Source organism: Janthinobacterium sp. JF4, assembly GCF_059617925.1.
Window position 1 is genome coordinate 84,049 of sequence record NZ_JCAQAV010000021.1, and the last position, 12,092, is coordinate 96,140.

Consider the following 12,092-nt stretch of genomic DNA (forward strand, 5'->3'; position numbering starts at 1 on the left):
AAGATGAGCACCTCCCCCGACCGTCCCGACAACTGCCTCGCCTCCGGCCTGCCCGCCGGAAAAATGCCGGAATTGCGCATGATGCCCGCGCCGTCCGACGCCAATGTGTACGGCGACGTGTTCGGCGGCTGGATCATGGCGCAGGTCGATATCGCCGGTTCCCTGCCGGCCACGCGGCGCGCCAACGGCCGTGTCGCCACCATCGCCGTCAACTCCTTCGTCTTCAAAAACCCCGTCTTCGTCGGCGATCTGCTCTCCTTCTACGCCGACATCGTCAAGGTCGGCAATACCTCGATCACCGTCAATGTCGAGGTGTATGCCGAGCGCAACCGCCTGCAGGCGTGCATCGTGAAAGTCACGGAAGCCACGCTGATCTACGTGGCGACGGACTCCGACCGCAAGCCGCGCAAGGTGCCGCCGATCGAGACCTTATTGTCGTCTTGATTGTCGCAATAATTCCACACCATGGATGAGCAGCGCCGCATCTTCCTGCACAGCGCTGCGCGCATCACGGCGCTGGTCGCCGCCGGCAGCGTGCTGTCCGGCTCGGGCGCGCGCGCCGCCACGCGCTTGAATGGCGCGGGCTATCCGTTTGCGCTCGGTGTCGCTTCCGGTTCACCGTTACCAGATGCGGTGGTGCTGTGGACGCGCATCTGCCACGACCCGCTGCATGCCGCCGCCACGCCCGCCATCGCCCTGAACGTGCGCTGGGAAGTGGCCGAAGACGAGGCTTTTCGCCGCATCGCCGCCAAGGGACAAGCCACGGCCACGCCCGCCCTCGCGCACAGCGTGCATGTGGACGTGGCGGGCCTGGCGCCCGGGCGCTGGTACTGGTACCGTTTTATCTTTGGCGACGCCGTCAGCCCCGTGGGCCGCACGCGCACGGCGCCCGAGTCCGGCTCCATGCCTGCCTCGCTGAAACTGGCCGTCGCCTCGTGCCAGCACTGGGAATTCGGCGCGTATGCGGCGCACCGGCACATCGCCACGGCCGCGCCCGACCTGGTGGCCTTTCTCGGCGATTACATTTATGAGTGGGGACCATACCAGCTGCAGCACCCGGGCCGGGCCGTGCGCACGCATGAAAGCTTTAGCCTGGACGAGTACCGCGCCCGCTATGCGCAATACAAGAGCGACCAGGATTTGCAGGGCGCACACCTGGCCGCGCCGTGGATCGTCACCTGGGATGACCATGAAGTGGCCAACGATTACGGCAACGACCGCGACGAGTTGCTCACGCCGACGTTCCTGCAGCGCCGTGCGGCCGCCTACCAGGCGTTCTATGAGCACATGCCGCTGCGTTTGCTACCGCTGGGCAGAAGGGGTTTTGTCGACATGCGCATCTACCAGCGCTATGACTGGGGCCGGCTGGCGCGCTTCCACGTGCTGGACGACCGGCAATACCGCGCCTATCACGCGTGCGCCAGGCCGGGCCGCGGCGGCTCCAATTCCGTCACCACGCGCAACTGCCCCGACCTGCTGAAACCGCAGCGCACGATGCTGGGCGAGGAACAGCAGCGCTGGCTGCAAGCCGGTCTCGATGATTCTCCCGCACGCTGGAATATCCTGGCCCAGCAAACCCTGATGGCGCAATCGAGCCAGGTGCCCATCCTGCGGCCAGGCGACGAACGCATCTGGACCGATGGCTGGGATGGCTATCCGCTGGCGCGCCAGCACCTGCTCGACGCCTTGCGCAGCAGCAAGGCCAGCAACCCGCTGGTGCTGTCGGGCGACGTGCATACTTTTTATGCCACAGAACTGAGCCGCAACGCCATGCGTCCCACCGGCAAGGATAACCCCGTGCTAGCGACCGAGTTTTGCGGCACGTCGATCACGTCGAGTTCCCGCCCGCAGGCGCGCACGGAACAATACGTGACGATGAACCCGCACATCCGCTACGGACGCAGCGACAAGCGCGGCTATATGTTGATGGAGATCACGCCGGAGAAAACCACGACCCTGTTCCAGGGCCTGGAGAACGTGCGCGACAGCACGTCTGCCATCGCGACACTGGCCAGCTTTGTCGTCCGGGACGGCAAGGCTGGCTTGCAGAGCTAACGCTTAAGCAACCTTCTTTTCGTCGCGCAATTGACGGCGCAAGATCTTGCCGACATTGGTCTTCGGCAATTCATCGCGGAACTCGATGTATTTCGGTTTCTTGTAGGCCGTCAGTTCATGTTTGCAGTGCTCGCGGATCTGTTCCACCGTCAAGTTTGGATCCTTGCGCACGACAAACACTTTCACGGCTTCTCCCGCGTTGGCATCCGGCACGCCGATGCACGCGCATTCCAATACGCCCGGGCACGAAGCGACCACGTCTTCCACCTCGTTCGGATACACATTGAAGCCGGAAACGATGATCATGTCTTTCTTGCGGTCGACGATTTTTACGTAGCCACGCTCATCCATCACGCCCACGTCGCCGGTCTTGAAGTAGCCGTCGGCAGTCATCGACTTGGCCGTCTCGTCCGGACGCTGCCAGTAGCCGGCCATCACTTGCGGGCCGCGCACGGCGATCTCGCCCGGCTCGCCCAGCGGCACTTCCACGCCATCGTCGTTCAGGATCGCCACTTCCGTCGAGGGGAAAGGCAAGCCGATGGTGCCCGTAAATTCCGTGATATCGACGCGGTTGCCCGTCACCACAGGCGACGTTTCCGACATGCCATAGCCTTCGATCAGCGGACAGCCCGTCAGTTTCAGCCAGCGTTCGGCCACGTTGCGCTGCAAGGCCATGCCGCCGCCATTGCACACCTTGTAGCTGGAGAAATCGAGCTTGGCGAAGTCGGCATTGTTCAGCAGCGCGTTATATAAAGTGTTGACGGCCGGGAAAACGACGATCTTGTGCTTGGACAATTCCTTGACGAAGCCGGGGATGTCGCGCGGGTTGGGAATCAGCACGCTCATGCCGCCCAGGCGCATGCCCATCAGGGCGCTGACCGTCAGCGAATAGATGTGATACAGGGGCAAAGCGCACATGAATCCCATCGAGGTAGCGCGCATTTCAGGCGTCATCACGGGCGACATCCACGCCTCGTTTTGCAATACGTTGGCGATCACATTACGGTGCAACAGCATCGCGCCCTTCGACACGCCCGTCGTGCCGCCCGTGTATTGCAGGAAGACGATATCGTCATGCCCCTGCTGCACCGGCGTGAGTGTCAAACGGGAACCCTCGGCCAGCATCTTGTTGAAGCTGATGGCGCCCGGCAAGGAAAACGCGGGCACCATTTTCTTGATCTTGCGCACGACGAAGTTGACAATCGTCCCCTTCAAGCCACCGAGCAAGTCGCCCATAGTGGCGACGATCACATGCTTGACCTGGGTATGCGGCAGCACCTGCTCCACCGTGGTGGCGAAATTTTCCAGCACGATGATCGCTTCGCTGCCCGAATCGATCAGCTGGTGCTGCAATTCACGCGGCGTGTACAGCGGGTTGACATTGACCACGGTGTAGCCGGCGCGCAGGATCGCCGCCATGGCCACCGGATACTGCAGCACGTTCGGCAGCATGATCGCCACGCGCGCGCCCTTCTTCAGGCCACGGCTTTGCAGCCAGGCCCCCATCTGCAGCGACAGCTTGTCGAGCTCGCGGTAGGTGAGAAATTTATCCATGCACACGAAAGCGTTGCGGTCCGCATATTTCTGGAACGACTCTTCCAGCAAATGCGTCACGGAACGGTATTGCGTGCAATCAATCTCTGCGGGAACGCTGTCCGGGTACGACTTCAACCAAATCTTGTCCATCTATGCCTCATCTTTATCTGTATAAAAGGGGGCGCGGCCTTGACGCGCCCCCTGCACTGTTTATGCTGCTTTCTTCGTTTCGTCACGCAGGGCGCGACGCAAAATCTTGCCGACGTTGGTCTTCGGCAGTTCATCGCGGAACTCGATGTATTTCGGCCGCTTGTAGCCCGTGAATTGTTCCTTGCAATACGCGGCCAGCACTGCCTGGGTCAGGTTAGGATCCTTGCGCACGACAAACACTTTCACGGCCTCGCCCGAGTGTTCGTCCGGCACGCCTACGCAGGCGCACTCGAGCACGCCCGGATGGGCCGCGATGACGGCTTCGACTTCGTTCGGATACACATTGAAGCCGGAGACGAGAATCATGTCTTTCTTGCGGTCAACGATCTTCACGTAGCCGCGCTCGTCCATGATGCCCACGTCGCCGGATTTAAAGTAGCCGTCTTGTGTCATGACCTTGGCCGTCTCATCGGGACGGTTCCAGTAGCCTGTCATCACTTGCGGGCCGCGGATGGCGATCTCGCCCGTCTGCCCCAGCGGCACTTCCTTGCCGTCATCGTCGAGAATGGCGATCTCGGTCGACGGAATCGGCAAGCCGATGGTGCCCGAAAACGCCGTGCTGTCGGCGCGGTTGCAAGTGGCGACAGGTGACGTTTCCGACAGGCCATAACCTTCGATGATGGACACGCCCGTCGCCTGCAGCCACTTGTCGTTGACGGCTTGCTGCACCGCCATGCCGCCGCCATTGGCGATCTTCAAGCCCGAGAAATCGAGCCTGGCGAAATCGGGGTGATTGACCAACGCGTTATACAGCGTATTGACCGCTGGCAACAAGTTAAACTTGTACTTGCCCAGTTCCTTGATCAGGCCCGGGATATCGCGCGGATTCGGGATCAGGATATTCAGGGCGCCCACGCGCGTGCCCCACATGGCGCACGCCGTCAGGGCGAAGATATGGTACAGCGGCAAGGCACAGACGATGATCAACTGCTCGCGGCTGTTCTGGTCAAGCGCCGCGCCCGACCACGCTTCGCTCTGCAGCACATTCGCGATCACATTGCGGTGGCTCAAGGTCGCGCCTTTCGACACGCCCGTCGTGCCGCCCGTGTATTGCAGGAAGGCAGCGTCGTTGATGCCCAGCTCGACAGGCGTGAGCTTCATGCGGCTGCCCAGCGCCAGCGCCTGCTTGAAACGCATGGCGTTCGGCAAGGAATACGCGGGCACCATCTTCTTGACGTTACGCACGACAAAATTGACGATCATGCCCTTCAAGCCACCCAACATCTCGCCCATGCTGGCGACGACGATGTGCTTGACAGCCGTCTTGCCCAGCACTTGCTCGAGCGTATGGGCAAAGTTTTCCAGCACGATGATGGCTTCGCTGCCCGAATCGTTGAGCTGATGCTCGAGTTCGCGCGGCGTATACAAGGGGTTGACGTTGACCACCGTGTAGCCGGCGCGCAGCACGGCGGCAATGGCCACCGGATACTGCAGCACGTTCGGCATCATCAGGGCAACCCGGGCGCCCTTCTTCAGGCCACGGCTTTGCAGCCAGGCACCCAGCTGGCGCGAATAAGTGTCGAGTTCGGCATAGGTGAGAAATTTGTCCATGCAGACATAGGCATTGCGGTCCGCATATTTTTGAAACGCTTCTTCCAGCAAATGCACCAGCGAACGATATTGATCAGGATTAATGTCGGCAGGTACGCCGGGAGGGTACGACTTCAGCCAAATTTTGTCCATCCTGTGCCTCTTGTCTCGAATAATCGTGGGGGGGCCGGCGCACCCTGCCGGCGCGGATCATTGCTGCGGATTCTGTTGTCCTGCAGTCAGTTTGAGCATTCTGACGAGCAATTGCTCTATGCTACTAATGCGATGCTATCGGGCGCCGGGCTTCCATGCAAGCGCTTTCAACAGTATTGGAGCGGCAACTCTAGGGGTATTTTATGCTGCAATGCAGCATGGCAAATACACTGTTGCAGGATCGTCTGGCTCGGCGTACGGGACAATCTTTACGGGTCACGGGCTGGACAATTGTTCCAGCGCCTGCCTGCGCTCAGGCTTCTTGATCTGGGCCATTGTGTGCACTGCAGCATAAAAAGCACGAAAGTTCTTTTTTTCTTCCAGCAATTTTCTGAAGGCAGGCAAAAATTCATTGTAGGTAGACACGGAAGCGAGGTGCGCATTGCTCAATGGCTGCTCGAACCAGCGGTCGTAACCGGCAAAACCACCCCAGTTTGTCTTCAATACCCGATACGCGTCTTGCAATGCAGCAAACACCTGCGCCTTGCGCGACCGCTTGTCCGCCTCGCTGGCATCGCTTGCATACACGGCCTCCAGTTCACCCCGGTATTTCAGCAGCAGGGCGAGGAAATCCTGGCGCCGCGCCGCATATTGCGCGTACGCGGCGCGCATCGCGTCATTGCCCTCGCGCGCCAGCCAGCGCTGCACGCCCGCCTCTTCCACGGCACTGGCAAATGACTCGTTGAAGGCCGAATCACCGGGCACGTACACCACCTGGTGCGCCAGTTCATGAAAGATCAGGCGCGCCAGTTCCGCATCGTTGTAGTGAATAAAAGTCGACAACAGGGGGTCGTCGAACCAGCCCAGGGTGGAATACGCGGGCACGCCGCCCACCTGCACGTCGTAATGCTGGGCCCGCAACTCGTTGGCATACGCGAGCGCCTCTGCCTTGTCATAGTAACCGCGGTAATTGACGCAGCCGGCGATGGGGAAACACCATTGCAGCGGCTGCAGCGACAATTCCGGCGTGGCCACCACGTTCCACAGCACAAACGGACGCCGCAGGGAGGCGTAACGCTTGTAGCTGCCATTGTCTGGCAAGTCCAGCTCGCTGACGGCAAAGCGGCGGATGTGCTGCGCCTTGGCCAGGCGTACTTTCAGGCGCGGCTCCGTGGCCGGGTCATCGAGCCAGTCACCGATGGGCCGCGCGCCGGACCACAAGGCATATTGCCCCTGCGCCGCTTGCGTGTAGTAGCGCAGCTGCGTGCAGCCGCCCAGCAGCAGGCACACCGTGCCGACCAGCAAGCGGGTGGGCCAGCGCGCCAGGGCCATATTCAGGCAGCCTTTTCCACTTCGACCAGCGTATCGTAGAAGGTCGGCGCGCGGCCCATGTCGGTCAGGCGCTGGCTCGTCACTTCATTGGCGTTCTTGCCGTCGCTGGCGAGTTTCTTCCACCACACGGACAAGCCCACCACCAGGCCCCGTCTCGCCTTGTCCGTCACCCTGGCCTTGGCCATAAAACTGCCGCGGTCGTTGAAGATGCGCACCATGTCGCCGGCTGCGATGCCGCGCGCGGCGCAGTCATCGGGATGGATATCGAGGTGCGGCTCGCCTTCGGCCGCGCGCAAGCTTTTCACGTTCACAAAGGTGGAATTGAGGAAGTTGCGCGCCGGCGGCGAGATCATGGCCAGCGGATAACGGGTCGCCAGCGCGGGATTGCTGGCGCGCGATTCGTGCGGCGCGATATACGTCGGCAAGGGATCGAGCCCCGCCTGCGCCATGGCGCTGGAGTAAAACTCGCACTTGCCCGATGGCGTGGGGAAACCGCCTTCGGTAAATGGCGCCTCGGCCATAGTGAGCTTTTGCCAGCCCGTGCGTTTCAGCGATTCCCAGTCAAAATGCACGGCGCGCGCATCCGTCGCATCGAATGCCTTGGCCGCCAGCGCATCGTCGCTTTCCTGAAAGCATGGATCATCAAAGCCCATGTGCTGCGCCAGCAGGCGGAAGATTTCCGTATTCGCCTTTGCTTCGCCCAGCGGCGCCACGGCCGCGTTGTTCGCCATCATGTACAGGTGGCCATAGGTGGAATGCGCATCGACGTGTTCCAGCTGCGTCGTGGCGGGCAGCACGATGTCGGCATAATCGACGGTATCGGTCTGGAAGTGTTCGAGCACGACCGTAAACAAATCCTCGCGGGCAAAACCCTGCGCCACTTTCGAGGAATCGGGCGCCACCGCCAGGGGATTCGAGTTGTAGACGATCACGGCTTCCACTTGCGGGCCGAACTCGGCGGAACTTTCTTTCAATAGATCATCGCCAATGGTGCTCATGTTGATGGTGCGCGGCGTGCCTTTCAATAAATCGGGGCGCTGCAGAGCCTTGCGGTTGACGGGGAAGGAACCCGAGCTCGACAGCTGCATGCCGCCGGCCGGATGGCGCCAGGCCCCCGTCAGCGCGGGCAGGCAGGCGATGTTGCGCACAGCCATGCCGCCGCCATGCACGCGCTGCACGCCATAGTTGGCACGGATGGCGGCGCCCTCGCCACAGCGGCATGCCTGGCCGTACAGGCGCGCCAGTTCCACGACTTCCGTGGCCGTGATGCCGCACACTTCGGCCACGCGCTCTGGCGGCCATTCCAGGGCCCGCTGTTTCAGTTCAGCATAGCCGACGGTGTAGCGCGCGATATAGTCCTGGTCGACCAGGTCTTCGGTGATCAAGACATGCATCAAGCCCAGCGCCAGGGCCGCATCGGTACCCGGCAGCAAGGCGACATGCTGGTGGCATTTTTCCGCCGTCAGCGAACGATACGGGTCGATGGCGATCAGGGTGGCGCCGTTGCGCTTGGCCTCTTGCGCCCGCATCCAGAAGTGCAGGTTCGAGGCGATCGGGTTGCCGCCCCAGATAATGATCAATTTCGCGTTCTGGAACTGCTCCATGTCCGTGCCGATGCTGGCGCCCACCGTGTAGCGGTAGCCCGTGGCGCCGGCCGACGCGCAAATGGTGCGGTCCAGCAGGGAAGCGCCCAGCTGGTTGAAGAAACGCGAGGACATCGACTCGCCCTGCACCAGGCCCATGGTACCGCAGTAGCTGTACGGCAAGATTGCCTGCGGATCGCGCGCTGCGATCGGTTTCAAGCGGGCGGCGATAGCCTGCAATGCTTCTTCCCAGCTGATGCGTTCAAACTTGCCTTCCCCCTTCTTGCCCACGCGACGCAGCGGATGCAGCAGCCGGTCCGCATGGTAGGTGCGTTCCGTGAAGCGCGACACCTTCGTGCACAGCACGCCAGCCGTGGTCGGGTGGTCGGGATCGCCCTTGACGGCGGTGGCCACGCCATCGGTCACGGTGACCAGCAAGGCGCAGGTATCGGGGCAATCGAGCGGGCAGGCGGCGCGCACTTGGGTGGTAGTCATGGGGCAATCCAAAAACGTTGGGGGAAGGCGATACTGTAAACCATTCCGCGCGCTTGCTGTTGGCGCCATGGCAAGCACGTCCGTACGCTGGATTTACCCGGCAAACAAGGGCTACAATGCACTATTAGCCGCGCCTGTTTTTGATCAAACAAGCGCGGTCCGGCGCGCCATACATTGCTGCGCGCCAGCATCCACAGGAGAGTCCCATGAAACTAGTTGATCCGATCTTGGCGTTTCAATCCGAGCTGCAAGGTATCCGCCGCGACCTGCACGCGCATCCCGAGCTGTGCTACGAAGAACAGCGCACCTCGGACGTGGTCGCCGCCAAACTGACGCAATGGGGCATCCCCGTGGTACGCGGCCTGGGCCACACTGGCGTGGTCGGCATCATCAAAAATGGCACTTCGACACGCGCCATCGGCCTGCGCGCCGACATGGATGCCTTGCCGATGCAGGAAATGAATACCTTCGAGCATGCCTCGCGCCACCCGGGCAAGATGCACGCCTGCGGCCACGACGGCCACACGGCCATGCTGCTGGGCGCCGCCCATTACCTGGCGCAGCACCGCCATTTCGACGGCACCGTATATCTGGTCTTCCAGCCAGCGGAAGAAGGCGGCGCGGGCGCGCGCGAAATGATCGAAGACGGCTTGTTTACGCGCTTTCCCATGGATGCCATCTACGGCATGCACAACTGGCCAGGCGCCGAAGCAGGCACCCTGAGCGTGGTGGAAGGCCCGATGATGGCCTCCAGCAATGAATTCCACGTCACCGTCAAGGGCAAGGGCGCGCATGCGGCCCAGCCCCACAAGGGCATCGACCCCGTCATGGTGGCCGTGCAAATCGCGCAAAGCTGGCAAACCGTCATCACGCGCAACAAGAGTCCGCTCGACACGGCCGTGCTGTCGATCACGCAGATCCATGCGGGCAGCGCCACCAATGTGATTTCCGATGACGCCAGCCTGGTCGGCACTGTGCGCACCTTCACCACGCCCGTGCTGGACCTGATCGAAGAGCGCATGCGCGACATCGCCGTGCACACGGCCGCCGCCTTTGGCGCCGAAGTCGACTTTCACTTCAAGCGCAACTATCCGCCGCTGGTCAACCACGCGAAAGAAACGGCGTTTGCCGTCGAAGTCATGAAAAGCGTGGTGGGCGCCGACAAGGTCAACGCGAATGTCGAGCCGACCATGGGCGCGGAAGACTTTGCTTTCTTCCTGCAGGAAAAGGCCGGCTGCTATATTTTCATCGGTAATGGCGATGGCGAGCACCGCGATGGCGGCCACGGCCTGGGTCCGTGCGTCTTGCACAATGGCAGCTACGACTTCAACGACAAGCTGCTGCCCATCGGCGCCAGTTTCTGGGTCAGGCTGGCCGAAGCGAGCCTGCCCATCGCTTGAATCAGCTCAATTTATCCGCTTCAGTACCCAGGCGCTGCCCCGGATTCAACGCTTCCAGGGCCAGCAAGGCGGCGGCGTGATCGGCCGTCGGGTGGCTAGTGGCGAGGGTTTCATAGCGCTGCGTCACCAGTTGCGTCACCGGCAAGGTGATATGGGCGGCCTGGGCCGCCGCGAGGATATTGTGCAAATCCTTGATCTGGCTTTTCACCTGGCCACCAGCAACAAAATTGCGCTCCAGCATGCGCTGGCCATGCACCTCTAAAATCTTGCTCTCGGCAAAACCACCGCGGATCGCGGCCCGCACGGCGCTCGCATCGGCGCCGGCCGCCTGGGCCAGCAACAGCGCCTCGGCCACGATATTCAGGGTGGCGCCGACGATCAGTTGATTACACAACTTGGCGACCTGGCCACTGCCGGCCGGTCCCACCAGGGTCGGACGGCCCATGGCCGACAGAATCGCCTCAACACGCGCATAATCACTGGCGCTGGCGCCGGCCATGATGGCCAAGGTACCCGCCTGCGCTCCGCCGACGCCGCCCGACACGGGCGCATCGATGAAGGCATGGCCTGCAGCGTGCAAGATCGCATGAAATTGCTGGGCTTCCGATTGCTTGGTGGAGCTCATATCGATCCACATCGCGCCAGCTGGCATGGCCGGCAGCGCCTCTTGCAGCACCTGCTTCACGATGGGGCCGGCTTCCAGCATCGAGATGACCACATCAGCACCATTGACCGCCTCAGCCAAGGAAACGACGGGCTGCGCCCCTGCTGCACGCAGGACTTGGGCCTTGCTATGCGTGCGATTCCAAATTGTGACAGAATATCCAGCGCGTAGCAGGCACCGGACCATCGGATCCCCCATCAGACCGATACCGAGAAATGCGATTTTTGTAGAGAATGTCAATTGAACCCCTGAGATCAACAAGTGGCGAGAGCGGCATGCAAAGCAAGATGCCTGTACAACAATAGCCTATCGGCCAATTTTACGATGAAAGTCTCTATGTTCTTCAAGAAGAATCTCCTCAAATCCATCGCCGCCATTGCCGCGCTGATGGCGGCCAACGCCGGCTTTGCCGCCGACGACAAACTGATCGACTCCGTCTACGGTGAATATGCCAAGGGCGTGAAGGTACAAATGGTACGCGCCGGCGTGACCTCGAACTGGGATAAAGCCTGGTTCGTATCGAATGGTACGCAGCTGAGCGGTTACTGGGATGCCAGCATTGGCGGCTGGGATGCCAAGAGCTATCAGAATGTCCCTGGCCAGCATCAAAAACTGTGGGACCTGGGCTTTACCCCCGTGTTCCGTTTTGAAAATACGAATAAGCTGGGTTTTTATGCGGAAGCCGGCATCGGCGTGCACATGCTGTCGAAACTGTACAACAACGACGATGACCGCCTGTCGACCCACTTCCAGTTCGGCGACCATATCGGCGTCGGCTATATCTTCAATAACAAGTGGGAAGTCGCGGCGAAGATCCAGCATTTCTCGAACGGCGGCTACAAGAAACCGAATAGCGGCGTCAATTACATGAACATCAAAGTTGCTTATCACTTTTAATGGGCTTGATAAATGACAAAGGCAGCGCATAGCGCTGCCTTTTTTTCGCCTCCTGAACAGGCGGGGTCAGACCGTCGATGCCGCTCACGCAAGAGTCGGCGCCAACGCCCGAGGCGGGGGGATGCGCCCCAGTGGGGCACATCCCGATCACGAAGTGACTGACCCCAGGCCCCGGCAAATATCCAGACGAAAAAAAACCCCACCATTGCTGGCGGGGTTTTTCTCTTACTGCGAATA

Annotated in this window: 10 protein-coding genes; 4 read left to right on the forward strand and 6 right to left on the reverse strand. The window is 61.2% G+C overall.

Annotation, left to right across the window (positions count from 1 at the left end; translation table 11 throughout):
- The first annotated feature begins 78 nt into the window (after window positions 1-78).
- Both AC54AF_RS16705 and AC54AF_RS16710 read left to right on the forward strand, forming a co-directional pair.
- Window positions 79-444, forward strand: a complete 366-nt coding sequence (locus AC54AF_RS16705; RefSeq protein WP_223278886.1) for an acyl-CoA thioesterase — start codon at window positions 79-81, stop codon at window positions 442-444.
- A 21-nt stretch (window positions 445-465) separates the two neighbouring features.
- Entirely contained in the window at window positions 466-2,055 is a 1,590-nt protein-coding gene (locus AC54AF_RS16710; RefSeq protein ID WP_496637450.1) for an alkaline phosphatase D family protein, read from the forward strand.
- 3 nt (window positions 2,056-2,058) lie between these two features.
- Here the strand turns inward: AC54AF_RS16710 and AC54AF_RS16715 are convergent, their stop codons facing one another.
- The 4 genes from AC54AF_RS16715 to AC54AF_RS16730 form a co-directional block, all read right to left on the reverse strand.
- Entirely contained in the window at window positions 2,059-3,741 is a 1,683-nt protein-coding gene (locus AC54AF_RS16715; RefSeq protein ID WP_131690054.1) for a long-chain-fatty-acid--CoA ligase, read from the reverse strand.
- Between the two features lie 60 nt (window positions 3,742-3,801).
- Entirely contained in the window at window positions 3,802-5,484 is a 1,683-nt protein-coding gene (locus tag AC54AF_RS16720; RefSeq protein WP_131690055.1) for a long-chain-fatty-acid--CoA ligase, read from the reverse strand.
- A gap of 276 nt (window positions 5,485-5,760) precedes the next feature.
- Window positions 5,761-6,816 carry an aminopeptidase gene (locus tag AC54AF_RS16725; RefSeq protein ID WP_496637451.1) on the reverse strand — a complete coding sequence of 352 codons (1,056 nt, stop codon included), beginning with the start codon at window positions 6,814-6,816 and terminating at the stop codon, window positions 5,761-5,763.
- 2 nt (window positions 6,817-6,818) lie between these two features.
- Window positions 6,819-8,894, reverse strand: coding sequence for a molybdopterin-containing oxidoreductase family protein (locus AC54AF_RS16730; RefSeq protein WP_496637452.1), 2,076 nt, complete (start codon window positions 8,892-8,894; stop codon window positions 6,819-6,821).
- Window positions 8,895-9,100: 206 nt separating this feature from the next.
- Here AC54AF_RS16730 and AC54AF_RS16735 point away from each other — a divergent pair, with 206 nt between their 5' ends.
- Entirely contained in the window at window positions 9,101-10,294 is a 1,194-nt protein-coding gene (locus tag AC54AF_RS16735) for a M20 aminoacylase family protein (protein ID WP_496637453.1), read from the forward strand.
- 1 nt (window position 10,295) lies between these two features.
- Here AC54AF_RS16735 and AC54AF_RS16740 read toward each other — a convergent pair whose 3' ends face one another.
- Window positions 10,296-11,180: an NAD(P)-dependent oxidoreductase gene (locus AC54AF_RS16740; RefSeq protein ID WP_496637456.1), complete on the reverse strand. Its 885-nt coding sequence runs from the start codon at window positions 11,178-11,180 to the stop codon at window positions 10,296-10,298.
- A gap of 102 nt (window positions 11,181-11,282) precedes the next feature.
- Here AC54AF_RS16740 and AC54AF_RS16745 point away from each other — a divergent pair, with 102 nt between their 5' ends.
- The gene (locus AC54AF_RS16745) at window positions 11,283-11,855 is read left to right on the forward strand and encodes an acyloxyacyl hydrolase (protein WP_496637454.1); all 573 of its coding nucleotides are present in this window, start codon (window positions 11,283-11,285) and stop codon (window positions 11,853-11,855) included.
- Here AC54AF_RS16745 and AC54AF_RS16750 read toward each other — a convergent pair.
- Window positions 11,833-12,092, reverse strand: a 260-nt coding sequence (locus AC54AF_RS16750) for a hypothetical protein (RefSeq protein ID WP_496637455.1), incomplete at its 5' end; no start/stop codon positions are given. The genes AC54AF_RS16745 and AC54AF_RS16750 overlap by 23 nt on opposite strands.